The organism is Roseomonas aerilata DSM 19363 (genome assembly GCF_000711725.1).
In the GTDB taxonomy this organism is placed as follows: Bacteria; Pseudomonadota; Alphaproteobacteria; order Acetobacterales; family Acetobacteraceae; genus Roseomonas; species Roseomonas aerilata.
In genome coordinates this window covers 26,764-51,831 of sequence record NZ_JONP01000002.1, presented here as the reverse complement: position 1 = coordinate 51,831, position 25,068 = coordinate 26,764, and the positions used below count along the sequence as shown (strand labels likewise).

The following is a 25,068-nucleotide window of genomic DNA, read 5'->3' as shown; positions in this document are numbered from 1 at the left end:
TCAGCCCCTCCGCGCGGCGCGGCGGCCGGAGGCGGCCACCAGCCAGTCCGCGATCTGGTTCACCGCCAGCGCCACTGCCGCGATGGCCGCGGCCGGCACGATGGGCGCGGGCAGGCCGAAGCCGAGGGCCGGCGAGTTCTCGCGGGCCATGCCGCCCCAATCGGCCTGCGGCGGCGGCACGCCGAGACCGAGGAAGGAGAGAGAGGAGAGGAAGAGCAGGGCGAAGACGAAGCGCATCGCCAGCTCCGCCACCAGCGGCACGACGGCATTGGGCGCGATCTCCCGCGCCAGGATCCAGCCGATGCCCTCGCCGCGGAGGCGGGCGGCGGTCACGAAGTCCTCCGTCATGATCTCCATGGCGAGCGCTCGGGCGAGGCGGAAGACGCGCGGCGCCTCGAACACCACCAGGACGCCGACCAGCACCGGCATGGAGTTGCCGAGCAGGGCGATCACGAGGATGGCCAGGATCAGCGGCGGCAGCGCCATGATGATGTCCATCAGCCGCGACAGCACCGTATCCATCAGGCCGCCGAGGAAGGCGGCGGCGAGGCCGAGGGCCAGTCCCACCACGAAGGAGAGCACGGCCACCGCGGAGGCGAGGAAGAGGGTGAGGCGCCCGCCCTCGAGCAGCCGTGCCAGAAGGTCGCGCCCGAGTTGGTCGGTGCCCAGCAGGTGCTCGGCCCCGAAGGGCTCCCAGGGATCGCCCGCGAGTTCCCGCACCTCCGCCGGCACGATCCCGGGACCGGCGAGGACGAGCAGCACCACGAAGGCCAGCACGGCGAAGGAGAGCACCACCGGCCATTGCCGGAGGGAGAGCCGCAGGGCGAGGATCATCGCGGGTGCCTCAGGCGCGGGCTGGCCAGGGCCGCCGCAATATCGGCCAGCACGTTCAGGCCGACATAGGTGGCGCCGAAGGCGAGGCCGCAGACGAGGATGACGTTCATGTCGTGCTTGGCGACCGAGTCCACCATCCACTGGCCGAGGCCGGGATAGGTAAAGACCACCTCCGTCACCACGATGCCTACGACCATGTAGGCGAGCGCCAGCGCCACCACGTTCGCGATCGGCCCCACCGCATTCACCAGCGCGTGGCGCAGCACGATGGCAGTGCGGGAGGCGCCCTTCAGTTCCGCCATCTCGATATAGGGACGGGAGAGGATGGAGATGATCGCGGCGCGCGTGATCCGCAGCACATAGGCGCCGATGAGGCAGCTCAGCGTCACCGCCGGCAGGAAGCAGCGGCTCAGCCGTTCCGCCAGCCCCATCTCCGGCGTGACGGAGGAGAGGACAGGAAACCAGCCGAGGTTCAGCGCGAAGACCGTGAGCAGCACGTAGCCCACGAAGAACTCCGGGAAGGAAATGGTGGCGAGCGAGCCGAGGGAGATGGCCCGATCCAGCAGGCGGTCCCGGTAGAGCGCCGCCAGTAGGCCGAGCATGATGGAAATCGGGATGGACATCGCCGCAGCGTAGCCGGCGAGGAAGAGCGTGTTCTTCGCCCGCCAGGCGAAGTCCGGCGCCACGGGGCGGCCGTTGAGGATGGAGGTGCCGAGGTCGCCCTGCGCCGCGGCCTCCACCCAGCTGAGGAAGCGCTCATGCACCGGCTGGTCCAACCGCAGCGCGACGCGGAGGTTCCGCACTGCCTCCTCCGTCACGCTCTGCCCGAGGATGGTGCGGGCGGGATCGCCGGGAATGAGTTCTACGCCCCCGAAGAGCAGCACGGCGATCACCGCAAGGGTCGCGATCCCCTCGATGGCGCGCCGTGCGATCAGCCGCGAAAGCGTCATACCCTGTCTCCTTCGCGGCGGATGGCGGAGGAGGAGACCCTCCGCCCCTTCCTGAGCAACACCATCAGCCCAGCCAGCAGCGCTCCGCGATGCGGCCGCCCGCCATCTCCATGTTCGGCGCGGTCAGGTCGCCGCCGAGGCTCTTCTTCGCGCCGTCGATGAAGCTGTTGAAGAGCGGGATCATCACCCCGCCGTCGTCGCGCAGCAGGGACTGGCACTCGGCGTAGAGCGCGGCGCGCTTCGCCTCGTCGAACTCCGTGCGGGCGCGGACCAACAGCTCGTCGAAACGCGGGTTCTTCCAGTGCCCCTCGTTCCAGACGGAGTTGGAGGCGTAGCCCGTGCTGAGCATGATGTCGGTGGTGATGCGGCCCGTCCAGTAGGACATGTGGAAGGGCTCCTTCAGCCAGATGTTGCCCCAGTAGCCATCGGGCGGCTGACGCTCCACGCTGATGTTCAGTCCGATCTTTTGCGCCTGGGCCTGCATCAGCACGGCCATGTCGATAGCGGAGGAGAAGACGGCCGTAGAGGTGTGCAGCGGGATAGTGCCGCTGAAGCCGGACTTCTGGAAGTGGAACTTCGCCTTGTCCAAGTCCACCTCGCGCTGCGGCAGGTTGGCGTGGAAGGGCAGGGCCTCGGCGATCGGGTGGTCGTTGCCGAGAGAGCCGTAGCCGCGCAGAATGCGGTCCAGAAGCTCCTTGCGGTTGGTGGCCAGCTTGAAGGCCATGCGCAGGTCAGGGTTGTTGAAGGGCGCGACATCCGTGCGCATGTTCACCGTGTAGAAGCCGTAGCCCTTGGCGATATTCGCCTTCAGGTCCGCTGACGCCTCCACCAGCCGCACCGTGCGCGGGTCAAGGCGGTTGATGATGTCCACCTCGCCAGCGCGCAGCGCGGATACCCGGGCGGCGTCGTCGTTGACGACGGTGATCTCCACCTCGTCCACATGGGCCCGGCCGGACTTCCAGTAATTCGCGTTCCGCGTGCCGCGGAAGCGCACGCCGGGTTCCCAGGTCTGCAGCACGTAGGGGCCCGTGCCCATGCCCTTATGGGAGTTGTCGCCATCTGGCACGATGGCGAAGTGGTAGTCCGACATCAGGTAGTGGATGTCGAGCGAACCGGTCTTGTGGATGATCTCGATCTGGTACTTGTCGGTCTTGTTGATCGCCTCCAGGTCGCGCATCAGCGCCAGCGCGCCGGACTTGGATCCTTCGGCATTGTGGCGGCGCAGGGAGAAGATGACGTCATCAGCCGTCATCTCCTTCCCGTTGTGGAAGGTGACGCCTTTGCGGAGGTTGAATACCCAGCGTCTGGCGCCGGGTCCGATCTCCCAGCTCTCGGCCAGTTCGGGGATCGCCTTGCCGGTGGGGTCGATCTCAACCAGCGTGTTGAACAAGGTGTAGTTCACCACACGCTCGTTCGGCGAGGCAAAGACCGGCGAGGTGTGGTCCAGCGTATTCGCCGTCTGGCCCACGATGCCGATGCGCAGCTTGCCGCCCTTCTTCGGCGTGGCCTGCGCGCGGGCGGTGGCCGGCAGCCCTGCCGCGAGCAATCCTGCCGCACCCACTCCCAACAGGCCGCGCCGGCCGAACGCTTCGAATCCCGTCATTTCCCGGTCCTCCGTTTCACGCGTTTCGGCGTCAGGCGACGCGCTGGATGCTGTGCTTCACGAAGTGCTGCAAGCCGCGTTCCAGGCGCGACATGCGGCCTGGCACGAAGGCCTCGGCGCCGGCGGCGTTCTGGAGGCTCTCGACCATCTCAAAATCCTCCTCCAGCACCTTGTTCAGCATGCCCTGGAACTCCGTGACGATCCGCTCCTTGTCCGGGCCCATCATCACCTCGCGCGGCCAGAGCGCGTAGCCGACGAGGACCATCGTGTTCACGTCCACCGGCCAGGAGGTGTAGAAGGTCATGTAGTCCGGCCGCAGGAAGGCGTTCACGTTGGGCGGCAGCACGCCGGTGCGGGAGTAGCGCTCGCCCTTGTCCTCCATGGAGGGGATCCGCCTGGCGAAGCTCTTGCCATCCTTGGAGAGCGGGCCCGCATCGTACTCGTCGATATAAACCTGGCCGCGCGGGCGCAGGTCGTATTCCGCGTCCGGGGTGGAGAGGAAGCGGCCGATCGTGTCCTTGTGCAGGATCTTCAGGTGGTAGAAGTCAATGAAGTTCTCGACCATCAACTTCCAGTTGCAGTTCAGCTTCGTCTCCGTGCGCAGGCCGACATAGAGGCCGCCCATGCCGATCCAGCCGAACTTTTCCTCGAAATCCTGGATGTACTCCGCGAAGGGCATCGGCTCCGCCGCCATGGAGACGAAGATCCAGCCGTGCCATTCGTTGAGCTGATACTCCTTCAGTCGGCAGTCGCGCCGGTCGAAGCCCTCACTGTCCTGCATCCAGCTCGCGCCGATCAGTCGCCCGTCCAGGCCATAGCTCCAGCCGTGATAGGGGCAGACGAAGGCACGCTGGTTGCCCGTGCCCTTCGCGATCTCCACCCCGCGGTGCAGGCACAGGTTGGCATAGGCGCGCGCCTTGCCCTCCTTGTCGCGCACGATCAGCAGCGGCTCCTTGCCAATGCGGAAGCTGCGGAAGTCGCCGGGATTCTCGATCTCCTCGGACCGGGCAAGCATCAGCCAGTCCTTGAGGAAGATGTTCTGAATCTCCCGCTGCAGGATGGCGGGATCGCTATAGAGCCCGCCCGGCGCGTGGGTGGCCTGGGTGACCGGCCGGAAGGTCTCGGCGTAGCTCGGGTCGGGGAGGGGGATCTGGTTGTCGGGCATGGGTTCCTCCGGGTCTCAGGCGCTCACGGCCTGGGCGGTGCGGCCGGACTGAAAGGAGCCCAGGAAGGCCGCCAGGTTCCGGCCGAGGTCGTCGCACATGTAGCCGCCCTCCTGCACCAGCACCGTGGGCAGCCCCAGTGCCGCGATTCTGGCCGCGATCCGCGCGAAGCCGGCCGTGGTCAGCCCCAGGAAGGCGAGCGGATCGTTCACGAAGGCGTCGAGCCCGAGTGAGACGACCAGGGCGCCCGGACCGTAGGCACGGATGCGGTCCAGCGCTGCATCCAGCGCGCGAATATATTCGTCATCGCCCGTGCCGCGCGGCAAGGGGAAATTCACGGTCGTGCCCGCGCCGGCGCCGGCCCCCGCCTCCTCCGCGTAGCCCCAGAAGAAGGGGTAGAAATCGGCGGGGTCACCGTGAAGGGAGACGAACTGCACGTCGCTCCGCTCCAGGAAGATGTCCTGCGTGCCGTTGCCGTGGTGCACATCGATGTCGAGGATGCTCACGCGGTCCCAGCGGTCCCGCAGGATCTCGGCGGCCGCGGCGGCGTTGTTGAGGTAGCAGAAGCCGCCGGCATAGTCCGGGCCCGCATGGTGCCCGGGCGGGCGGCACAGCGCATAGGCCTCCCGCTCGGCGCCGTGACGCACGGCCAGGGCGGCGGCCGCAGCCGAATGCGCGTTCCACAGCACCGCATCCCAGGTGTGCGGTCCGACGGGGCAGGCGAGATCCGAGAGGTGATAGCCAGCCTGCCCGACCACGCTGCGCGGATAGGGACCGCGGGCGCGCCGAGGATGGGCGTTGGGCACCACCTCCGGCCCCGCATTCGGGTTCATCGCCCAGCGCTCATGCGCCGTGCGCAGGAAGTCCACGTAGTCGGGCGTGTGCACGCGCCGCACATAGAGTTCCCCGCTGTCCGGCGGATCCAGTACGGCGTGGCCCTGCTCGGCGATGCCGCTCATCAGCCGGTCGATTCGCGCGGGAACATCCGGGTTGGCGCGCACGCGGCCGGCCACCAGGAAGTTCCGCGGGTCGTGCGCCGCCTGCCGGGGGGAAACATAGACGCGCATGCCGGGCACCGCGCTCCTTGTGAGGTCGTTGGCCAAGTCGATGGACAATCCTGACGGTGCGTGGAACCATAGATCAAATAGAGATTGGGGATGAGAGCATCAGTCTGATGAATGCTTATCCGCAGTGCCTGCCATGACCGCCGCGCCGTCCGTTCCGCCGCGTAGCCGTGCCGCTGCCAGCCTCTCGCGCGTGACGCGGCCGCTCGCGCACCAGCTGGACTGGAACCTCCTGCGCGCGTTCCTCACCATCGCCGAGCAGGGAAGCATCTCCCGTGCCGCCGACGTGCTGCACCGCAGCCAGCCCGCCATCTCGGCCGCGCTGAAGCGGTTGGAAGGGCAGATCGGCGCCACGCTGGCGCTGCGCACCGCGACCTCCTTCCGCCTGACCGAGCCTGGCCAGATCCTGTTGCGCGAGTGCCAGGAGATCTTCAACACCATCGCGCAGATGCCGCGTCTGCTGGATGGCGGCGGCGACAGCCTCGTCGGCACCTTCTCGCTGCGCCTTGCTTCCCACATCGTCAGCGACCTGATCGACACCACCATCGCCGAGTTCCACCGCCGCTACCCGCGCGTGACGATGGATATCTCCATCAGCCCATCCTCGCAGATCGTGGAGGACGCGCTGAATCGCTCGGTCAAGGTCGGGATCGGGCTGGCGAGTGTCCAGCACCCGGACCTGCGATATCAGCACCTGTACCGCGAACATTTCGGCTTCTTCTGCGGCCCGCTGCATCGGCTCTTCGGCCGGACGGGGCTGACCCTGAAGGACCTGGAGGGTGAGAAGGCGGTGTCCTTCCGGGTCTTCACCTTCTCGGACTGGGTGCAGACCATCGGCGCCCTCAACAAGCGGGCCAACCTCGCCGTGCCGATGGTCGGCATCTCCGATCATCTCGAGGAGGTGCGCCGCATGATTCTCGCCGGCATGGGCATCGGCGCGATGCCGATCCACGTGATGGAGCGCGACGAGCGCGACGGCCTGCTCTGGCGCCTGCCGCCCTACGAGGATGCGCCGGCCATCGACGTGCACCTGATCACCAATCCAAAGGTGCAACTCGGCCGCATCGAGTCCGCCTTCGTGCACCTGCTCACCTCGGCCGTGCAGGCCAAGCCGCTGAGCGAGCGCAGCTATCCGCCCTCCCTTGCTGGCGCCCAGCGCCGCCCACGCGCGCGTCGCGCTTCCTGATCCGGAGCCCCCCGCCATGTCGTCTGCCGATCACCATCTGGACCGCGCCAGCCGGGTGCTGGTGGAGGAGCACTTCGCCGTCGCGGAGGGGGAGAGCGTCCTTCTCACCGTGGACAGCGCGACCGATCCGGCCGTGACCGCAGCCATTGCCGGCGCGGTCACGCGGCGCGGGGCAAAGCTGATGACGGCGCTGATCCCGCAGCTTCCCTTCCAGGGCGGGCTGGCCGACCCCTATGTGCCGGACAACCTGGCCGCCGCCGCGGTGGCATCGGATTGCTGGCTGGACTTTACCTTTCCCTATCTGGCCGGCTCGCGCATGCATGATGCCGCGCTGAAGGCGGGGCGGGTGCGCTACGGCCTGCTGAACATGGGCGATCCCGGCAGCTTCGGGCGCATCTACGGTGGCGTGGACTTCCAGGCGCTGATGGACTTCCAGCTCGCGCTGGTGGAGTACCTCGACGGCTGCGCTGGGAAGGAGGCGCATGTCACCTGCCCGATGGGCACCGACATCCGCTTCGGCCTGGACAAGGTGAAGATCCGCCGCTCTCGCGTGGCCAACCACCCGGGGATGCACACCACGCCGGGGGCTCAGAACCTTTACCCGGTGGACGGCTCCGTCCGTGGCCGCACCGTCCTGACGGCACTTTTCGACGAGATCTATCGCCCGTTGCGCAAGCCCATCACCGTGGTTTCGGACGGTGCCATCACGGCGCTGGAGGGCGGCACGGCCGAGGATATGCCGCGGCTGGAGCGCTCGCTCCGCCGCGCCGCATCAGGCCGCAACTACGGGCGGATGATCCACTTCACCCTTGGCTTCCACCCCGCCGCCAGGTTCACCGGCCGCCACTTCATCGAGGATATTCGCACGCCCGGCAGCAACGCCATCGGCATGGGGCTGCCATGGTGGGAGGAGGGCGGTGGCGAGAACCACCCGGACGGCGTGGTTCAGGACATGACCCTGCGGATCGACGGGCAGACGGTCCAGCAGGACGGCCGCTTCGTTGGCCCCGCTCATCTCCTCGCCCTGCACGGGAAGATGTCGCCCCTCTTCTACTGACCCCAGGCCCCAAGGAGCCGCAGTCCGATGCGCATCGCCTATATTCAATCGAGTGGTGTGAACACGCGCTGCCTGACGGCCGGCGAGCCGGGCCGGCCGCCCCTGATGCTCATCCACGGCGTGGGCTCGTCCTGCGATTCCTGGATGAAGATCATCGATGGGCTGGGGGAGCACTTCCATGTCGTCGCGCCGGACCTGATCGGCCATGGGCTCACCCACATCGGCGACTACAGCGGCGGGCCTCCCCAGCCGGTCATGGTGAAGCACCTGCACGGCGTCGCGGATGCCCTCGGCTGGGGGGAGTTCTCGGTTTTCGGAAGCTCCTACGGCGCGCTTCTCTCCGTGCTCTGCCACATGGCGGATAAGAAGCGGGTGACGAAGGTCATCATGCTCGGCAGCGCCTCCGCCACCATGGGCGATGCCGAGCGGCTGGCGAGTTTCCAGGCAGCCAAGGCTGCGGCCGTGGCGACCATGCAGAACCCAACCATCGAGTACGCGCGCAAGCGCATGGGCGGGATGGTCTACGACGTCTCCTGCATCCCGGAGGCGCTGCTCTATGTCCAGATGAACATCTTTGCCCGCCCGGGCCTGGCGGAGGGATTCGAGAGGCTGATGGACGGCATGATGGACCTGGAGGCGACGCGCCCCTGGACCATCACCGGCCGCTTCGGCGAGATCGAGTGCCCGCTGCTGATGATCTGGGGCGCCAACGACCCGCACGCCAAGATCGACAAGGCCCTGGAAGCCGCCCGCATGGTGAGCGACGTGCGCTTCATCACGGTGGAGCGCTGCGGCCATGTGCCGCATCTGGAGCACCCGGTGAAGGTGCAGGAGGCCGCGCGCCGTTTCCTGCTCGGGGATGAGATGGCGGAGTACCGGCTGGCCGCCTGACCCGCCGGAAACAGGGGAGGCGAGGTGCCTCCCCTGGAGTGGTCAGGCCCCGATGGGCGCGCCTTCGCGCGTGACCGCGACATAGTTCGCCGAGGCCTTGGCCCGCGCCAGCATCCCCGTCTCCGCCACATGCGTGTAGGCCGCGGAGGCGTAGGCGCCGGAGGCCGGCGCCAGCACGCGCCCCGTGCGGAGGGAGGGCGCCTGCTCCAGGTACTCGACGATGGCCTTGCCGAAGGCCGGCAGGTCGCTCGGCAGGCGGGAGGTGATGATGTTTCCGTCCCGCACGACCGACTCGTCCACGTAGTTCCCGCCGGCGTTGATCACGTCGTCCTTCACCAGGAAAACGCAGGTCACCGTCCGGCCGCGCGCGATGCCGGCGGAGGCCAGCATCCAGCCCGCATGGCAGATGGCCGCCACCAGCTTGCCCTGGTCGTGCACCGCGCGGACAAGGTCCACCATGGGCTTGTGCTTGCGCATCCCCTCGGGTGCCAGGCCGCCGGGGATGACGATGGCGTCCAGGTCGTCCGCCGAGACCTCGTCCATCGCGAGGTCGCAGCGCGTCGGCATGCCGAGCTTGCTGGCGTAGAGTTGCCCACGGGCGGGCCCGATGATGAGGACCTTCGCGCCCGCCTCGCGCAGGCGCATCACGGGGTACCAGAGCTCCAGTTCCTGGAAGGCGTTCTCGATGAGGACGCCGACCTGCGCGCCGTTCAGATCCATGCCTCGCATCCCCTCTCAGAAGGCGATCAGGCGACGGGGGTTCTCCACCATCACCTGATGCATCTCGGCCTTGCCGAAGCCCTTCGCCTCCAGCCGATGGGCGAAGTTGTCGAAGATGTAGCCGACCGGCACCTGCTCGTTCAGCAGCGGCGGGTCCTCGGCACTGGGGGGACTGCCGGCGTAGCTGAAGAAGCGGTCGTAGGAGAAGACGAGGCGGTCGAGGTAGCCCATCTCCGTCAGCTGGCACACCGCGTTCGCGATCAGCTCGTCCAGACTCTCCTGGCTGTCGTTCTGCCAGGGGATGCCGATATGGTCGACCTGCAGGCAGGCGCCGCGCTCGACGATCGCCTTCAGCTGTTCGATATTAGGGTGCACGAAGGCGTGGCCGATGATCACGCGGCTCAGGTCCGCGCCGTAGCGCTCCAGCAGGTCCAGCAGCTCGATGCCGGGGTTGAGATAGGCGTAATCCTCCGGCTGGGTGTGGGTGTTGATGCAGGCCCCCGTCCGGCGCTGCGCCCGCGCCACGGCGCAGATCACCTTTGCTTCGAGCGGGCTGATCGGCGTCGGCCCCTTGCTGGGGTCGAGTTCGGTGCTGGTGGTGCCGCCGGTCGCGGCCTTCAGGATGCCGGCCTTATAGGGCGTGAGCTGGTTGTCGTAGACCATGCCCTCGGTGATGTCGCGCACGAGCATGTCCGCGATGTAGTCCGGCGATTTGCGGCGCCAGTGGAAGGGAATGCCGATGGCGTGCTCCTCCGGGAAGAAGCCGGCCATCGCCACGATGTGCACGCCGCTGCGGCGGGAGACCTCGGCCAGCAGCTCGGGATGGCGTCCGATCTCCGGCGGCGTCATGTCCACCAGGCTCTGGATGTGGTGGACCTCCCGGCCCTCTCTCAGGACCGTGGCGACCTGCCCTGCGAGGGTATCCAGGCTCCACACCTGTTGGTGGTCGGTATCGGAGCCCTGGTAGGCGTAGCGGATGTGCTCGTGGGTCAGCGTGATGCCGAGTTGATCCGGCTCGATATCGCCGAGCACCGTGCGAATATGTCCCATGGCCGTCCCCTCAAGCCGCCGCGCGCCGCGTCGGCGTGCCGGAGAGGGCGGCGGCGTAAGCGCGGTAGAAACCTGGCAACTCGTCGGCGGAACGGGCGGTGATGAGCCTGCCCTCGGCGGCCAGGCCGCCGCTGGAGGGCTCGGCGCCACCGGCACGCACCATCGTCTCGAGAGATGATGCACAGGCGACGCGTCGCCCCTTGAGAAGGCCTGCCTTCGCGAGCACCGCCACTCCCTCGGCGATTGCGCCAAGCACCGCGCCGGCCTCGTCCGCCTCTGCCAGGAGCCGCAGCGCCGCCGCGTTCCCGGACAGCTTGGCCGCCATGGCGCCGCCCGGAACGATCAGCCCGGCCCACTCGCCGCCCGCATCGAAGGTTGAGTCCGGGATCACGGGGTAACCGAGCTGGCTCTCCACCTGCGCGTCGTCCCGCGGGCCCAGGACGATGACCGCGCTCCCCGCCTCGCGCAGGCGCAAGACCGGGTACCAGAACTCGATTTCCTGAAATCCTGCCTCGACGAGAACGCCGGTCCGGCGATCCTGTGTGTCTGCACCCATCCCGCATGCTCCAGCCGTTCCGGCCCGTGCGCCGACAGGAAAATCTAGTCACGCGCATCGATGGGGCGTCAACGTCGGTCGTGCTGATGCATCCATTTGCGTGATCTTTGAGAGCATCGGTCTGCCCGGCACGGCCCGGGTGGAACTCACGACCGGCGACATGTTCGGCATCGCCACACTGAGGCGGGGAATGTGGTTCCGGGCCGGCTCGAAGGAGGGGCTTCGGGCGTGGCCGGGTGACCGTTCACGTACCGGAGGCCCGAAGCCCGGCGGATGAGGAACGGCTGTGTCCCATGGCCCCTCTCGCGCGTTGACGCCGCATGATCCTGCGAGACCCCGAGGACGGCATCCGCCTCCTCATTCCCCAGCCCTCCCATGCCCTGCTCTCCGGCCAGATGATGGCCGCCTGGGGCGCCCCCGGCTTCGCGCGGCCGGACCCGGCGCCTGAGGTGATTCTCGCCGCCGGACAGCACGATATCGCCTGGCTGTCCTGGGAGACCGCCCCGACCCTCGATCCTGAGACGGGCCTGCCCCACGCCTTCACGGCACTGGGCGCGGCCGTCCACGCGCCGATGTGGGCCCGAGGCGTGGAGCTGGCTCGCGCTGCCTGGGGCCTCTGGCCCGCCCTGCTGATCTCACTGCACGGCACGCGCATCTACACACAGTACATGGACCCGGAGAGCCTGCCAGCGAAGGACGAGGCCGCGATCGATCGCAACGCCGCCAAGGAGGACGTGCTGCAGGCGGACTGGATTGCGAAGCTCGGCGCGACGGCCGAGCAGGTGGAACGGAACTCCGCCCTTGTCGCGGTGACCGACGCGCTTTCCCTTGCTCTATGCTTCGCCGATCCGGACAAGGCGGGGGAGGCGCCGATGGAGGATGGCAGCACCCGCAAGATGAAGCTCGTGCGGCAGGCGCCGTCCCGCTGGTCGCTCGACCCGTGGCCTTTCCGCGAGAGCACGCTGACGCTCCGCTGCGAGGCGATCCGCCTCCCCGCCAGTGCCCGATGGACGGATGAGGAGGCGATGCGCCGCGACCTGCGCGAGGCCGCCTGGAGCAAGCTGGCCGAGACACTGGTCCCGGCCTGATGGCCGGACCGCCGCGGCCGGTGGCGCTGCTCCCATGGCGATCGCCGCTGACCGCTCCTACATGCGCGATATGAACGACACGGCGCCGCTGCACGACTTCATCGACCGCCACCGGCGCATCTTCGTGCTGACCGGGGCGGGCTGCAGCACGAATTCGGGCATCCCCGACTACCGCGACGCGGAGGGCCAGTGGAAGCGGGCGCAGCCGATGACGTTCCAGGCCTTCATGGGAGGCGAGGCAGCCCGCAGGCGCTACTGGGCGCGCAGCCTGATCGGCTGGCGACGCTTCAGCCGGGTGAGGCCGAACCGCGCCCACGACGCCCTCGCGCGCCTCGAGCGCTCGGGCAAGAGCGTGCTTCTCCTCACCCAGAACGTGGACCGGCTGCATCAGGCGGCCGGGAGTAGCGAGGTGGTCGATCTCCACGGACGCCTGGACCGGGTCCGCTGCACCGCCTGCGGGGAGGCGATCCCGCGCGAGGCGATGCAGGAGGCGCTGACCCGGCTCAATCCCGGCTGGGAGGAGCGGGAGGCCGCCATGGCACCGGACGGCGATGCCGACCTCGATGAGGAGGACTTCGCCTCCTTCGCCGTACCGCCCTGCCCATCCTGCAGTGGCGTGCTCAAGCCGGACGTCGTGTTCTTCGGCGAATGCGTGCCGAAGGAGCGGGTGGAGAGGGCGGTTGGCGCGCTGGAGGAGGCCGACGCGATGCTCGTGGTCGGGTCCTCGCTGATGGTCTATTCGGGCTTCCGCTTCGTGCAGGCGGCCGCGCGTGCCGGCAAGCCGGTTGCCGCGGTGAATCTCGGCCGCACCCGTGCCGACCCCATGCTGGCGCTAAAGGTGGAGCAGCCCTGCGCCGAAGCGCTCTCCTTCCTGCTGTAGAGGCGGTGGGCCGTTGAGGCGGCACCTTGGCCCGTCGTCTCCGCTTGCTTCTACTGCTCGGCGGCTCGGGCAAGTTCCTCGTTGAAGCCCATGAGCCGGAAGTCCGTCATCCGCATGGGGTAGAGGATGCCGTCCAGGTGATCGTTCTCGTGCTGGACGACGCCGGCATGGAAGCCCGCCACCTCGGCAGTGACGGTCCGGCCGTCGCAATCCACGCCGGTGTAGCGCACCCGCTTGAAGCGCGGGACAGCGGCGCGCAAGCCAGGGATCGAGAGGCATCCCTCCCAGCGCAGGTGTTTCTCCTCGGCCAGGGGCTCCACCTGCGGATTGATCAGGACGGTATTGCCGACCGGCACGTCGTCCGGCACCCCGGTGGCGCGGGAGGGAAGAACCCGGAAGACGAACAGGCGCAGCGGCACATGCACCTGGGGCGCCGCGAGGCCGGCGCCCGGTGCATCCTCCATCGTCTCGAACATGTCCTGCACGAGCCTGCGGATTTCCGGCGCCCCGGGATCGGCGACGGGCTGGCACTGCTCCAGTAGGACCGGGTGGCCCATGCGGGCAATCTTCAGAATGGCCATGTGCCGCTCCTGCTCAGAACGATATCCGATTGCCGGATGCGGGGGGCGGCGTCACCCCCAGCCGGTGCGCCCGCCCGCGGCCCGGGGACGCGCCAGGAACTCAGGCCGGCCGGATGCCCCAGAACCGCGTGAAGCCTGTTTGCAGCCCCTGTATGCCCCGTGTCGCCGTCTGCTGCTTGAACTGGCCGAGCGGGTAGTAGGGCGCTTCCTCCATGCAGGCGGCCTGGATGTCGCGGCACACGGCCTGGCGCCCCGGCAGGTCCGGTGCGTCGAACCAGGCGTTGTACAGATCCTCCAGCCGCGCGCTTTCGTACCAGCCGGCGTAGCCCGCGGCGCCGTTGCCGCGCACGCCGACATGCGTCGCCGGGTTCAGCAGGTCCGTGCCCGTCCAGCTCGTCGCGAAGAGGCTCCAGCCACCGCTCTCGACCGGGCCGCGGTTGTTGCGCCGCTGAAGCATGGTGCCCCAGTCCGTCGCCACATAGTCCACGTTCATCCCGATCCTTCGCAGCATGTCCGCCGCGACATCGCCGAGCGCCTTGATCGTCACGTAGTCCGTGGGCACCAGAAGGACGACCTTCTCGCCCTTGTAGCCCGCGGCTTCCAGGTCGCGCCGCACCGCCGCATCGTCCTTCGGCTTGCGCAGAGGGTCGAGCCCTACCTCGTTCGCCATCGGCGAGCCCGGGGTGAAGAAGCCGGTCGGCACGTGGTACGAGGCGCGGTCATCGCCGACGATCGCCTGCATGTAGGAGGCCTGGTCGATCGCTCCCATCACGGCACGGCGGATCGCGGCGTTGTTGAAGGGCGCCTGCGTGCAGTTCGGCCGCAGCATCCCGACCGTGCCCGTCTCCTCCTGGATGCGCATCTGAATGCCGCGGCTTCGCGCGATCATCGGCTTCAGGTCATGCGCCACCTGTTCCCACCAGTCCTGTTCTCCGGCGACAAGCGCGCTGGCGGCGGTGGAGGAATCGGGAATGGTGGTCCAGACCACGCGGTCGTAATGCACGACCTTGGGGCCCGCGCTGCCGAGCGCCGGTCCACTCTCCCGCGGCTTGTAGCGGTCGAACCTGGCATAGACGTTGCGCGAGCCCTGCAGCCGCTCATCCGCGACGTAGCGGAAGGGGCCGCTGCCGATGATGTCGGTGATCTGCGTCCCGGGGTCAGTGCGCGCCACCCGCTCCGGCATGATCGCGGGCATCATCGCGGTGCCCTTCGCCAGCGCGTCCGGCAGCAGGGTGAAGGGCTTCTTGAGGCGAAAGACGATCGTACGGTCGTCGGGCGCGGAGATCTCGTCGGTCACGCGCATCAGCGCGCCGCCGAAGGCGTCCCGTGCGCCCCAGCGCCGGATGCTCGCCACGCAGTCCCGCGCCAGGACGGGCGTACCGTCGTGGAAGAGAAGCCCCTCGCGCAGCCGGATGGTCCAGCGCTTGCCGTCATCCCCCACCGTGTGGCCCTCGGCCATCTGCGGGTGCGCCACGTCCTGCTCATCGAGCCCGTAGAGGGTGTCGAACACCATGTAGCCGTGGTTGCGGGTGACGTTCGCCGTGGTCCAGTGCGGGTCGAGGAAGGCAAGGTCGATCTGCGGAATGAAGCGCAGGGTGCGAGACGTGCCTTGGGCAAAGGCGGGGGCGGAAAGCGCGGCGCCTGTCGCCGCAACCCCTTTCAGCAGTGAGCGACGATGCATCGGCCTCTCCTCTTCATGGCCTCGGCTCAGCCCGCCGGCCAGCTTGGTCCTGGATATGCAGCAAGAGCCGCGCCACCGATGCAAGATACTTTCAGGGCATCGCGCTGCCCTTCGGGTGCAGCCGCGGGGTGAAATCGACATCGTCCAGCGGGAAGAAGGGCCGCGCCTTGGCGAAGGGCAGCTCCCCCACGCGATAGGAGGTCATGCCCGGCGTATCCACCGTGACGCACTCGCCGATGGCCGCGTAGTTGAGGGTGAAATGATAGCCGGAGCGGGTGATCACGATCCCCATCCGCGCGGGATCGACGCCCATGGCCCTGAAGTAGCCGGGGTCGAGGTAGGAATAGGGCTGGTCCGTCAGGACGAGATGCACCTTGCCCACGCGCAGCACGGCGTAGCCGCCCAGCCTGGCCCGATAGCCCGCGTCCGCCGGCCCATCATAGACCACCTCCGCCGAGTTGCCGGCCGATACAATCTCCCCCGTGACCGTCACCGGCGGAGAGACGGTCGAGTATCGCCCGCCTACGGTCAGCGTGACCGTGGCCCCCGGCCCGGCCGCCTGACACGCCCCGGCCGCCTCGGCGTCCGCAACGGGCACGGCGGAAGGTGGCAGGTCGTCCCGCGCCAGCAATGCCCGCAGCACGTAGGTTCCGTCGCCGGGACTGCCGCCTGCCACGCGGTCCCCCTGGTCGCCGAGGATCAGAGGCCGCTCCGTCCCGCGCGCCGCACGGTTCAGGTACTCGTCCAAGGAGGGATAGGTTCCGATCAGCTCCCGCCGCCGGTCCCAGAGCGTTCCCGCCAACTCCAGGGCGAGGTCATCGGGCGCCGTCCCGTTCCCGTAGGCCAGCACCCATTGGCCCAGGCCGTGCACGTCCAGGAACTGCTGCGCGTTGAAGATCGAGACGTCATAGGCAGCGCCAGCCTCAACTGCGGCGCGGGCACGGGCATGCAGCGAGAGCAATGGCTCCTCGTCCGTGCGGTCGTTGCCGAGGGTGAGCATCGGCAGGTGCACCGCCGCCAGCGCGGGCCGCAGCCGCCTATCCAGCATGTCCAGCGCCGCACGGAACGCGCGCCGCCCCGTGCTGCCCTGATCGCCGTGCGGGTTGGTGAGATAACCCGCCAGCAGGTCGCAGCGCGCCAGGATCGCCGGCGTGACATGCGCGTGCAGGTCGAAGCCGGCGGTCAACGGAACTTCCGTGCCGACGATCTCGCGCAGCGCCACCATCAGCGCGCCCTCGGGGTCCTCCAGGCTCGGCGTCAGCATTCCGCCATGCAGCGGCAGCACGATGGCATCGAAATCGCCGCGCCGCGCCGCCTCGCACATCCGGTCGCGCATCTCGGCGAAGACGGCCTCCTCCACGGGACCACCGGACTGGGCGCGGAAGATGACCGGCACGATCACCTCGGCGCCGTTTTCCCCGGCCGCGTCCACGATGCCGCCGAGCACGGAGTTGCTGCCGCGCGCCGCCTCCACTGCCTCGGCCCCGGCGCGGATGTTGAACCACGACCGGCCGGTGGGGACAGGGTTGAAGCTGTGGGACTCCTGAGCGATGCCGCCGGCCAGAATTCGCCTCTTCGCCATCGCCCGCCTCCGTTCTCAGCCCGGAAGCACAAACCGGGCAGGCTGCCCGACGCAAGCGCCGCGTGCGGGCTGGGCAGAATAGTCGCCGGATCAGTAGGTGGGTGGCGTGATGGCGCTGACGATCTCGCTTATCCCTGGATCGACATTGCGGAAGCGGTGGGGTTGCTGGCTGTCGAAGTAATACGCGTCCCCCGCGCGTAGCACCGCCGCTCGGTCGCCCACCGTCACCTCCACTGCCCCGCGCGTGACGATCCCCGCCTCCTCTGCCCGGTGCGCCACGCTCGCCTCCGTCGTCGCTCCCGGTGCGTAGCGCTCGGCGAGCATCAGCATGCGCCGGTTAGGGTAGTCCATTCCGACCAGGCGATAGGAGATGCGATCGGGCCGCCCGATCTCCACCAGCTCCTCGGCACGGTAGAAGGGGCGGCTCGGCAGGCCGCTCTCCAGGTCCGCGAAGAACGAAGACATCGTTGTTCCCAAGGCCCCCAGAATGGCGCCGAGCGTGTCCACAGAAGGGCTCATCCGCTCCCGCTCGATGAGCGAGATCGCCGAGTGCGATATGCCCGACCGCGCCGCCAGTTCCCGCATTCCCAACCCGCGCCGTGTCCGCAACGCCTTCAGCTTCGCCCCGACCATCGCCATCGTTCTAGCCCTCAAGGCACAAGGACCGTCGAGGATAATCAACAGGGGCGCCGCCGCCTACTTCCACTCATCTCCTGGCCCGAGCCATTCTCCAGTCCGGCCCGGTCAGTTTCCTGGCCGGCTCACCCGCCTGGGTCATCCCGCGCGGCCCCTCCACCGGAGGCTCGAATGATTGCCCACGACACGCCCAACGCCGGCCTGACCTTCATCAAGCCCGTTCGCCGCGACTCCTTCCAGGACAACGACGCCCTCGGCGCCACCGTGAAGGCCGTGCTGGACGACGTCCGCACCCGCGGCGACGCCGCCGTTCGGGAATACGCCGCGGCCTTCGACAGGTCCGATCTGGCGGCGTTCGAGGTGAGCGCGGCCGAGCGGGCCGAGACGCTTGCCCGGATGGACCCCGCCGCGCGCGCCGATGCCGAGTTCGCCATCGCCCGGGTGCGCGATTTCGCGACCGCCCAGCTCGGCACGATCCTGCCGCTGGAGGTGGAGCCGCTTCCCGGCCTTCATCTCGGGCACCGCGTCATCCCCATCCGCCGCGTCGGCGCCTACGTACCCGGCGGCCGCTATCCGCTGCTCTCCGCCCCCGTGATGACCATCGTCCCTGCCCGGGTCGCTGGCTGCGAAGAGGTGATCGCCTGCCTTCCGCCCACCGCGCACCCTGACATGATCGCCGTCTGCCATCTCTCCGGGGCGGACCGCATCTTCCGTATCGGTGGCGCCCAGGCCATTGCAGCCATGGCCTTCGGTACCGAGACCGTTCCCGCGGTGGACAAGATCTTTGGCCCCGGCAACGCCTATGTGAACGAGGCGAAGCGCCAGGTCTTCGGCAAGGTGGGCATCGACCAGCTTGCCGGTCCCAGCGAGATCTACGTCGTCGCCGATGACACGGGCGACCCCGAGATGATCGCTACCGACCTCCTCGCGCAGGCCGAGCACGACGTGATGACGCGCGTCGGCCTGATCACGACCGATCGCGCCCTGGCAGAGGCCACTGTGGCCGAGGTAGAACGCCAACTCGCCGACCTTCCCACTGCGGACGTCGCGGGGCCGGCTTGGCGCGACTATGGCGAGGTCGTCTTCTGCGCCGACGAGGCAGCGATGATCGCCTATTCCGACCGCATCGCGGCCGAGCACCTGCAAGTCCACACGGCCGACCCGCACGCCACCGCGGCGAAGCTCCGCAATTACGGATCGCTCTTCATCGGCCCGCTCGCGAGCGTTGTCTATTCCGACAAGTGTTGCGGCACGAACCACACCCTGCCGACGCTCGGCGCAGGCCGCTACACGGGCGGCCTCTGGGTCGGCTCCTACCTGAAGGTTTGCACGCATCAATGGCTCGACGCGCGCGGGGTGGCTGCTGTCGCTCCGGCTGCCGTGCGACAGAGTGCACGCGAAGGCCTGGAAGGCCACCGACGTGCAGCCGCGTTCCGCACCGGCCACAACTACGCCGGAGTTGCCTAGGAGCAATCGGCTGCAGCTTGCTTCCGTCGCGCAGCAGCGCTGGTGAAGGGGAGGAGCGGGAGGAGGCCTGTGCAAGGGGGCCTTGGGATTTGCCGCGCGGACCGCCGATCCTGGACCAGGTGCATGGGCCATAGATCTGGCTTTGCTGGCCTTATTCCGCTTTTCCATTGTGCACAGGTGCCGCGGCCAGGGCGATGGATCAGGCGCCTGGAGCGCGGCAGGCTGGAAATCCGCCAGTGTGCCACAAGGAGCGTAGCATTGCGGTCAAACACCCACGCCCTCCGCCGGGCAGGTCGCGGAGGACCAGTCGGCGATCTCCCCTGTCCGCACGAAAACCATTCCATCGCTCGCCCAAAGCCTGTCCAGTATCGCCTGGGCCCGGGCATCCTTTCGCGGGAGACGGCGGTGCAACAGCGATTCGCGCAGCTGAGCACCATTTCGAGGCCGGCACTTCCGAACAACTCGTCGGCCGCGTCCACCGGGACATCGCGACCTGGGCGGAGGTGATCCGCTCATCGGGGGTGCGGCTCGACGGATAGGGATTCACCCGGGGTGTCAGAGGGGCGCCAGCGCCCTGCATTGTGCACGCCTGGACCAGAGCGCTTTAGCCTTGTGTTTAGGATGGTGGAACTATCATTGCGATACCGGTCCAAGATGAAAGTGTCCCGAGATGCGCATCCGCACCCTCTTCCTGGCCTGCTTCTGTGGAATGGCCATTCCGGGGGCAGGCGCATCGCTGTGGCTGGCGGGGTCCGGATGGTCATCCTGGGAGAAGGCGGGAGATGCGCTGAAGGTCGCGCGCGCGGTCAGCGACGCCCAGCGCGCGCAGACCGCGATCGCGAGCGAGATCGGCGGCTATGTCTCGATGCTGAGGATGCCCGCCCCGAACCTTGAAGAGGCGAGGGAGATGGCGTCGGCCACCGATCGCCTGCTCCTGGCGGCTTCGACGAGTGCGATGGAAGCCGAGCTTGAGACAGGGGCGGTTCGGCAACTGGCGCCGCGGATTACCGAGATCCGCACCCGTGCGCAGGGCGCGATGGCCAAGCCGCTGGAGGCGCGCGACCAGGGCCTGCCGTCGGCGAGCCAGGCGTTGCGGAACGAGGGCGTCGAGGCGATGCGGCGGCTGGCGGCGGAGGGCGCCGCCCGTACGGCGGAGATCTCGCCGCGGTCCGCTCTGCTGATCGAGGTCGCGACCGCGGTGATGGACATCCGCGACTTCGTGGGCCAGCGGAACGCCCTGATCACGGGCTGGGTCAGCGGCATTCCGGTTCAGCAGCCTGTCTATGAGGAGGCCTTACGCTTCACCGGGCGCGCTGAGCAGGCCTTTGCCGGCACGCGAAGGCTGATCGCAGGCCTGCCCGACGCGGCCGCGCTGCATGCCGCGCTGCAGGAGCAGGTGGGAAGATTCGTTCAGGGCTCGGAGGTTCGTTGGCGCGAGATGCTCTCCCTGGCGCGCGGCGCGCTCGGCGGGCAGGCGCCGCGGTGGCCCTTCTCGCCAGCGGATTACCGGGCCTGGTCTGTCCCGGCGCAGGCGGACATCCTGCGCCTGCGGGACGTGGCACTCGATGAGGCGCTTGGGGGCGCCGCTTCGGTGGTCGAGCGGTCGCGGACTGCCTTCTTCACCGCGGCGGCTTTGGCCCTGCTGGTCTGTGGCCTGACGGTGCTCTGCATCACCGTCCTGCTTCGCCGGGTGCTCGGGCCGCTGCAGGCCCTGACGCAGAGCGTGGAGCGGATCGCCGGCGGCAACCTCGAGACCGCGATCCCGGGGCGCAACCGGGCGGATGAGCTGGGTGCGATGGCGGGAGCCCTCGAGACCCTTCGCGCGGGTGCGGCGGAGGCGCGCAGGTTGGCTGCGGCGCAGGCGGCCGAGGAGGCCGCCAAGGCCGAGCGCGCGGCGCGGGTGGATGGGCTGCTACGTGGCTTCGAGGCCGACGCCGCGGAGGTTCTCCGCGGGGTGGCCGCGGCGGCAGTGGAGCTGAACGCGACCGCGGGCGAGATGGCGGGTACGGCCCAGGACGGCGTGTCGCGGGCAACATCGGTGGCGGCTGCCTCCGAGCAGGCGAGCGCGAATGTGCAGACGGTGGCGGCCTCCGCCGAGGAGCTGGCGGCCTCCATCGCCGAGGTGTCACGCCAAGTATCGAACGGGGCGGCGGTCGCCAAGCGCGCGGCGGCGGATGCACGGGCGACCGATGGCGCCGTGCAGGCCTTGGCAGAAGGTGCAGCCCGGATCGGGGATGTGGTGCGGCTCATCAATGACATCGCGGGCCAGACGAACCTACTGGCGCTGAACGCCACGATCGAGGCGGCGCGCGCCGGCGAAGCAGGCCGGGGCTTCGCGGTGGTCGCCTCCGAGGTGAAGACACTCGCCGCCCAGACCGCCAGAGCCACGGAGGAGATCGGTAGCCAGATCACCGCCATTCAGTCCGCAACGGGCGAGGCCGTCTCGGCGATCGGGAATATCGTGCGTACGATCGAGGAGCTGAGCGGGATCACCACGCAGGTGGCGGCAGCCGCGGAGGAGCAGACGGCGGCCACTCGCGAGATCGGGCGGGCCGTGGCGGAAGCCGCCTCGGGCACCCACGAGGTGTCGCGCCATACTGCCGGCGTAACCGAGGGGGCCGGGCGAACGGGGGTTGCCGCTGAGCAAGTTCGGTTTGCCTCAGGAGATCTGGCACAGCAATCCGAGCTGCTGCGGGGCCGGGTCGATACCTTCCTTGCTGGCATCCGGGCCAGTTAAGCCCGGCAGAGGCGACCGGCGCCTCGGCGTTGGTGGCGGCCACGCCGCCGTGCAGGGGCCCACCCGGCAGTCCATCAGGGCGGGCATTCATCCCGACAGAGGCGCCCGACTTCGTCCGCGTCGTCGTGGAAAGCCGGTTGTGGGAGATGGCGTCTCGCTGCGGGTCCTCCTCGGCTACCGGGCGAGTGTCACGGCCACGATGCAGGCCGCCGAGGAGGCCGTAAGCCGCCTTGGCGGCTCCTGGTGAGTGGCCGCGGGACGGTTTGTTGCGGCTCTCCGCTTTTTGGCGTTCCCCTGCTGTTGACCCCGTCACGAGCTGGAACGATGGACGACGCTCGGGGGAGGGTGAGCCGCCCTGGAGGATGAGCCTGTCCGAACGGGCGTCGCTTGTCGGCTCAATGCGTTCCGACCTTGCGTCTGTCGATGCGGCCGGCGCCATCCTACGCCTCAGATGCACTTCCGGGGTGCCGGCGAGCTTCCGGATGCCTTGCAGGTTGCCCATGCGCCAGCCTCTGCCCAGGATGGCTCGTAACGGAGGAATCTGAACGATGCTGCCACGTCGCTTGCTCTTGGCCCTGGCCGCCATGTGTTCGACGCTGGCCACTCGCAGCGCGGGCGCCGTGCCGGACGGAACCGGGATCGCGCTTCCCGGTGTCCGGCTCTTTGTTCGCGACACCGGCGGGAGCGGGACGCCCGTTATCCTGCTGCACGCCAACACCGGCACCAGCGCCAGCTGGGCGGAGCAGTTCGAGGCCCTGTCTGCCGCCGGCTACCGGGTCATCGCCTTCGACCGGCGCGGATGGGGTCGCAGCCTGCCTGATCCCGGCGGCCCGCAGCCCGGCAGCGTCGCCGAGGACCTTGCCGCGCTTGTCGATCACCTCCGCCTTCCGCCCTTCCACCTCCTCGGTGTGGCCGGCGGCGGCTTCGTCGCCCTCGATTACGCTGCCTGGCGTCCGGAGACGCTCCGCAGCCTCGTCGTCGCCGCCAGCACCGGTTCCTTCTCGGAGCCCGAGATGGAGCGGATGACCCGTAATCTCGACGTCCCGGGTTTCCGCCAACTCCCCGAGAGCTTCATTGAGATCGGCCCCTCCTTCCGCGCCACCCAGCCCGAGCGCACCGCTGCCTGGCTCGCGGCCGAGGAGAACGCGCGGCAGAAAGGTGCCCGGCCGCAGCCGCTGCGCACGCCGAACACCTTCGCGAAGGTTGAGGCGATCCGCACGCCCTTGCTCGTTATCAGCGCCAGCGCCGATCTCCTGGCGCCCCCAACGCTCATGCGCGGCTGGGTCAGCCACATGAGGCAGGCCGAGTGGGTCGCGATTGCCGACGCCGGTCATTCGGTGCCGATGGAGCAACCGGAGCTGTTCAACCGCGCCGTGCTGGACTTCCTCCGTCGCCACTAGAGGATGAAACTCGGCTGCTTTCCTTCTCGTTCTGGGCTATCCGATTCGTATGCCCAACGTTGCGGATGTAAATGGCCGGGGAACTGAGACCGCCATAACTGAAGACCTTCGGCTACGCGCCGCCCATGATACCCGTTTCGCTCCTTTCAACCTGCGTGAGGGACGGCTTGGCGACACGCCTTTAGGGGGCAGCCCGGGGCTTGCGGACACCTGAAGATCCGCCGGTCCTATCGAAGTACCGCCTTACCCGACTTGTTGCAGTGCAGCATTCCTCTGGCTATAATAGCGTCATTCACCCAGGACCCGGTGTAACTCCGGGTGGCTCTTCCGGCCGCCGATCCGCCGGATAACGCACAAGACGCGATCCAGGAGGGCACCCCACGGTGTTCCTCCGCGCCAGTTGCGGACCTTCTGCATGAAAAATCGTCTCACCTCGCACGACGGGACCGAATGGTTCAGCGGAATGGCCCGCCTGCGTCAGGATGTCCTCGCAGGCATGGTCGGCACTTTCGCCCTCATCCCCGAGGTCATCGCCTTCTCTTTCGTCGCCGGCGTGGATCCGCAGGTCGGTCTCTTCGCCTCCTTCGTCATCGGCGTCGTGATCGCCTTCGCCGGCGGCAGGCCGGCTATGATCTCTGGCGCGGCAGGCTCGGTCGCGCTGGTTGCGGCGGCCCTGGTGGCGAGCCACGGGCTGCAATACCTCCTCGCTGCCACGGTGCTCACCGGCGTGTTCCAGATCGTTTTCGGTCTTCTCCGGCTCGATGTGCTGATGCGCTTCGTATCCCGTTCCGTCCGCACGGGCTTCGTCAACGCCCTGGCCATCCTCATCTTCTCGGCGCAGCTGCCGCAGATGCTGGGTGTCACCTGGCATACCTACGCGCTGATCGGCGCCGGTCTGGCCATCATTTATCTCGTGCCGCGCCTGACGACCGTCATTCCCTCCCCATTGATCTGCATCCTGTTGCTGACGGGCTTCACCATGGCGGTGCCCATGCCCGTCACGACCGTGGCCTCTCTCGGTCGTCTGCCAGATTCCCTGCCCTCTCTGCTCCTCCCGCAGGTGCCCTTCAGCCTGGAGACGCTGGCGATCATCGCTCCCTACGCTCTGGCCATGGCCGCGGTGGGGCTGCTGGAATCCATGATGACGGCCAGCGTGGTGGACGATCTGACCGATACGACCAGTTCGAAGGCGCGCGAGTGTGCCGGCCTGGGATTCGCCAATCTCGCGGCCGGTTTCTTCGGGGGCATCGCCGGCTGCGGCATGATCGGGCAGACCGTGGGCAATGTTCGCTTCGGCGGCCGCGGCCGCGTCTCGACGCTGACCGCCGGCGTGTTCCTGATGGTGCTCATGGTGTTGCTGCGCCCCTGGATGGCGCAGGTGCCGGTGGCCGCGCTTGTTGCCATCATGATCATGGTCTCGATCGAGACCTTCTCTTGGTCCTCGCTGCGCGAGCTGTCGCGGCAGCCCCGGATGTCGGGCTTGGTGATGCTGGCGACGGTGGCGGTGACCGTGCTCACCCACAACCTTGCCGCCGGCGTGACGGTCGGCGTGCTGCTCAGCGGCGTGTTCTTCGCGTTCAAGGTCACGCAACTGATGAGCGTGAGCAGCGAGTACGAAGCGGCCACCGACACCCGGACCTACCGCGTCATGGGGCAGGTCTTCTTCGCCAGCGCCGACATCATGGCCGACGAGTTCGACATGCGGGATGCCGCCCAGCGGGTGCGCATCGATCTCACCGGTGCGCATCTGTGGGATGTCACGGCGGTCGGTGCGCTGGAGAACGTGGTGAGCAAGTTGCGGCGCCACGGCGCGGCCGTCGATGTCGTCGGGCTGAACACGGCAAGCGCCACCCTCGTGGACCGCTTCGGCCCCACCATCCGGCCCGGCTAAGGCCGCGCTCGACCGGGCGCCGCTGGAAGCAGCCTCGGGGCTTGGCCGGGC

The 25,068-nt window shown here is 68.5% G+C and carries 21 protein-coding genes and 1 other annotated feature; of the genes, 9 read left to right on the top strand and 12 right to left on the bottom strand.

The genetic code is table 11. From position 1 onward, the window contains the following. The 5 genes from BO39_RS03120 to BO39_RS03100 all read right to left on the bottom strand — a co-directional run bounded on the left by BO39_RS03120 (position 1) and on the right by BO39_RS03100 (position 5,653). Entirely contained in the window at positions 1–834 is an 834-nt protein-coding gene (locus tag BO39_RS03120) for an ABC transporter permease (protein WP_084697809.1), read from the bottom strand. Continuing rightward, positions 831–1,784: an ABC transporter permease gene (locus BO39_RS03115; protein ID WP_043830005.1), complete on the bottom strand. Its 954-nt coding sequence runs from the start codon at positions 1,782–1,784 to the stop codon at positions 831–833. The genes BO39_RS03120 and BO39_RS03115 overlap by 4 nt, the downstream gene beginning before the upstream one ends. A 64-nt stretch (positions 1,785–1,848) precedes the next feature. Further along, the gene (locus tag BO39_RS03110) at positions 1,849–3,387 is read right to left on the bottom strand and encodes an ABC transporter substrate-binding protein (RefSeq protein ID WP_052401394.1); all 1,539 of its coding nucleotides are present in this window, start codon (positions 3,385–3,387) and stop codon (positions 1,849–1,851) included. Between the two features lie 31 nt (positions 3,388–3,418). Beyond that, a complete protein-coding gene (locus BO39_RS03105) occupies positions 3,419–4,552 on the bottom strand; it encodes an aromatic ring-hydroxylating oxygenase subunit alpha (protein WP_043830003.1) in 1,134 nt (377 codons plus the stop codon). Positions 4,553–4,567: 15 nt separating this feature from the next. Continuing rightward, on the bottom strand, positions 4,568–5,653 hold the full coding sequence (locus BO39_RS03100) for a histone deacetylase family protein (protein ID WP_245614917.1): 1,086 nt from the start codon (positions 5,651–5,653) through the stop codon (positions 4,568–4,570). A 97-nt stretch (positions 5,654–5,750) separates the two neighbouring features. Here BO39_RS03100 and BO39_RS03095 point away from each other — a divergent pair, with 97 nt between their 5' ends. The 3 genes from BO39_RS03095 to BO39_RS03085 are packed head-to-tail and all read left to right on the top strand — an operon-like array spanning position 5,751 to position 8,748. Continuing rightward, on the top strand, positions 5,751–6,800 hold the full coding sequence (locus tag BO39_RS03095) for a LysR family transcriptional regulator (protein WP_052401393.1): 1,050 nt from the start codon (positions 5,751–5,753) through the stop codon (positions 6,798–6,800). 16 nt (positions 6,801–6,816) lie between these two features. Next, positions 6,817–7,857: a 2,5-dihydroxypyridine 5,6-dioxygenase NicX family protein gene (locus BO39_RS03090; RefSeq protein ID WP_156963432.1), complete on the top strand. Its 1,041-nt coding sequence runs from the start codon at positions 6,817–6,819 to the stop codon at positions 7,855–7,857. A gap of 27 nt (positions 7,858–7,884) precedes the next feature. Beyond that, a complete protein-coding gene (locus BO39_RS03085) occupies positions 7,885–8,748 on the top strand; it encodes an alpha/beta fold hydrolase (protein WP_043830001.1) in 864 nt (287 codons plus the stop codon). Between the two features lie 42 nt (positions 8,749–8,790). Here BO39_RS03085 and BO39_RS03080 read toward each other — a convergent pair whose 3' ends face one another. The 3 genes from BO39_RS03080 to BO39_RS03070 are packed head-to-tail and all read right to left on the bottom strand — an operon-like array spanning position 8,791 to position 11,074. After that, entirely contained in the window at positions 8,791–9,468 is a 678-nt protein-coding gene (locus BO39_RS03080; protein ID WP_043830000.1) for a type 1 glutamine amidotransferase domain-containing protein, read from the bottom strand. A gap of 15 nt (positions 9,469–9,483) precedes the next feature. Beyond that, positions 9,484–10,518 carry a phosphotriesterase family protein gene (locus BO39_RS03075; RefSeq protein WP_043829999.1) on the bottom strand — a complete coding sequence of 345 codons (1,035 nt, stop codon included), beginning with the start codon at positions 10,516–10,518 and terminating at the stop codon, positions 9,484–9,486. A gap of 10 nt (positions 10,519–10,528) precedes the next feature. Continuing rightward, positions 10,529–11,074 carry a DJ-1/PfpI family protein gene (locus BO39_RS03070; protein ID WP_052401392.1) on the bottom strand — a complete coding sequence of 182 codons (546 nt, stop codon included), beginning with the start codon at positions 11,072–11,074 and terminating at the stop codon, positions 10,529–10,531. 320 nt (positions 11,075–11,394) lie between these two features. Here BO39_RS03070 and BO39_RS03065 point away from each other — a divergent pair, with 320 nt between their 5' ends. Together BO39_RS03065 and BO39_RS03060 are read left to right on the top strand one after the other, a co-directional pair. Continuing rightward, complete coding sequence (locus tag BO39_RS03065) at positions 11,395–12,162, top strand: DUF3891 family protein (protein WP_052401391.1); 768 nt, start codon at positions 11,395–11,397, stop codon at positions 12,160–12,162. A 34-nt stretch (positions 12,163–12,196) separates the two neighbouring features. Continuing rightward, the gene (locus tag BO39_RS03060; RefSeq protein WP_245614915.1) at positions 12,197–13,042 is read left to right on the top strand and encodes an NAD-dependent protein deacetylase; all 846 of its coding nucleotides are present in this window, start codon (positions 12,197–12,199) and stop codon (positions 13,040–13,042) included. 50 nt (positions 13,043–13,092) lie between these two features. On the opposite strand, the gene def is transcribed toward BO39_RS03060, so the two are convergent. The 4 genes from def to BO39_RS03040 all read right to left on the bottom strand — a co-directional run bounded on the left by def (position 13,093) and on the right by BO39_RS03040 (position 17,525). Continuing rightward, entirely contained in the window at positions 13,093–13,623 is a 531-nt protein-coding gene (gene def, locus BO39_RS03055) for a peptide deformylase (protein ID WP_043829998.1), read from the bottom strand. A 100-nt stretch (positions 13,624–13,723) separates the two neighbouring features. Then, positions 13,724–15,304: an ABC transporter substrate-binding protein gene (locus BO39_RS03050; RefSeq protein WP_043829997.1), complete on the bottom strand. Its 1,581-nt coding sequence runs from the start codon at positions 15,302–15,304 to the stop codon at positions 13,724–13,726. Positions 15,305–15,395: 91 nt separating this feature from the next. Continuing rightward, entirely contained in the window at positions 15,396–16,886 is a 1,491-nt protein-coding gene (locus tag BO39_RS03045) for a M81 family metallopeptidase (RefSeq protein WP_043829996.1), read from the bottom strand. Positions 16,887–16,976: 90 nt separating this feature from the next. After that, positions 16,977–17,525: a cupin domain-containing protein gene (locus BO39_RS03040; RefSeq protein ID WP_043829993.1), complete on the bottom strand. Its 549-nt coding sequence runs from the start codon at positions 17,523–17,525 to the stop codon at positions 16,977–16,979. Between the two features lie 168 nt (positions 17,526–17,693). Between BO39_RS03040 and hisD the strand changes: the two genes are divergently transcribed. The 4 genes from hisD (at position 17,694) to BO39_RS03020 (ending at position 25,017) form a co-directional block, all read left to right on the top strand. Further along, positions 17,694–18,989 (top strand): histidinol dehydrogenase, encoded by a 1,296-nt coding sequence (hisD, locus tag BO39_RS03035; RefSeq protein ID WP_043829991.1) that lies wholly within the window; start codon positions 17,694–17,696, stop codon positions 18,987–18,989. A 670-nt stretch (positions 18,990–19,659) separates the two neighbouring features. Further along, the gene (locus BO39_RS03030) at positions 19,660–21,726 is read left to right on the top strand and encodes a methyl-accepting chemotaxis protein (RefSeq protein ID WP_052401390.1); all 2,067 of its coding nucleotides are present in this window, start codon (positions 19,660–19,662) and stop codon (positions 21,724–21,726) included. A 548-nt stretch (positions 21,727–22,274) separates the two neighbouring features. Next, positions 22,275–23,126 (top strand): alpha/beta fold hydrolase, encoded by an 852-nt coding sequence (locus BO39_RS03025; protein WP_052401389.1) that lies wholly within the window; start codon positions 22,275–22,277, stop codon positions 23,124–23,126. Positions 23,127–23,422: 296 nt separating this feature from the next. Further along, positions 23,423–23,478 (top strand) — a sequence feature (sul1 is cis-regulatory element that is thought to sense ions involved in sulfur or methionine metabolism; They are found in Alphaproteobacteria). Between the two features lie 111 nt (positions 23,479–23,589). After that, positions 23,590–25,017 (top strand): SulP family inorganic anion transporter, encoded by a 1,428-nt coding sequence (locus BO39_RS03020; RefSeq protein ID WP_211257378.1) that lies wholly within the window; start codon positions 23,590–23,592, stop codon positions 25,015–25,017. The last annotated feature ends 51 nt before the right edge of the window (positions 25,018–25,068 follow it).

Coding starts and splice junctions, on each gene's coding strand:
- BO39_RS03120 (WP_084697809.1), bottom strand. CDS start 834: ATGATCCTCGCCCTGCGGCTCTCCCTCCGGCAATGGCCGGTGGTGCTC.
- BO39_RS03115 (WP_043830005.1), bottom strand. CDS start 1,784: ATGACGCTTTCGCGGCTGATCGCACGGCGCGCCATCGAGGGGATCGCG.
- BO39_RS03110 (WP_052401394.1), bottom strand. CDS start 3,387: ATGACGGGATTCGAAGCGTTCGGCCGGCGCGGCCTGTTGGGAGTGGGT.
- BO39_RS03105 (WP_043830003.1), bottom strand. CDS start 4,552: ATGCCCGACAACCAGATCCCCCTCCCCGACCCGAGCTACGCCGAGACC.
- BO39_RS03095 (WP_052401393.1), top strand. CDS start 5,751: ATGACCGCCGCGCCGTCCGTTCCGCCGCGTAGCCGTGCCGCTGCCAGC.
- BO39_RS03090 (WP_156963432.1), top strand. CDS start 6,817: ATGTCGTCTGCCGATCACCATCTGGACCGCGCCAGCCGGGTGCTGGTG.
- BO39_RS03085 (WP_043830001.1), top strand. CDS start 7,885: ATGCGCATCGCCTATATTCAATCGAGTGGTGTGAACACGCGCTGCCTG.
- BO39_RS03080 (WP_043830000.1), bottom strand. CDS start 9,468: ATGGATCTGAACGGCGCGCAGGTCGGCGTCCTCATCGAGAACGCCTTC.
- BO39_RS03075 (WP_043829999.1), bottom strand. CDS start 10,518: ATGGGACATATTCGCACGGTGCTCGGCGATATCGAGCCGGATCAACTC.
- BO39_RS03070 (WP_052401392.1), bottom strand. CDS start 11,074: ATGGGTGCAGACACACAGGATCGCCGGACCGGCGTTCTCGTCGAGGCA.
- BO39_RS03065 (WP_052401391.1), top strand. CDS start 11,395: ATGATCCTGCGAGACCCCGAGGACGGCATCCGCCTCCTCATTCCCCAG.
- BO39_RS03060 (WP_245614915.1), top strand. CDS start 12,197: ATGGCGATCGCCGCTGACCGCTCCTACATGCGCGATATGAACGACACG.
- def (WP_043829998.1), bottom strand. CDS start 13,623: ATGGCCATTCTGAAGATTGCCCGCATGGGCCACCCGGTCCTACTGGAG.
- BO39_RS03050 (WP_043829997.1), bottom strand. CDS start 15,304: ATGCATCGTCGCTCACTGCTGAAAGGGGTTGCGGCGACAGGCGCCGCG.
- BO39_RS03045 (WP_043829996.1), bottom strand. CDS start 16,886: ATGGCGAAGAGGCGAATTCTGGCCGGCGGCATCGCTCAGGAGTCCCAC.
- BO39_RS03040 (WP_043829993.1), bottom strand. CDS start 17,525: ATGGCGATGGTCGGGGCGAAGCTGAAGGCGTTGCGGACACGGCGCGGG.
- hisD (WP_043829991.1), top strand. CDS start 17,694: ATGATTGCCCACGACACGCCCAACGCCGGCCTGACCTTCATCAAGCCC.
- BO39_RS03030 (WP_052401390.1), top strand. CDS start 19,660: ATGCGCATCCGCACCCTCTTCCTGGCCTGCTTCTGTGGAATGGCCATT.
- BO39_RS03025 (WP_052401389.1), top strand. CDS start 22,275: ATGCTGCCACGTCGCTTGCTCTTGGCCCTGGCCGCCATGTGTTCGACG.
- BO39_RS03020 (WP_211257378.1), top strand. CDS start 23,590: ATGGCCCGCCTGCGTCAGGATGTCCTCGCAGGCATGGTCGGCACTTTC.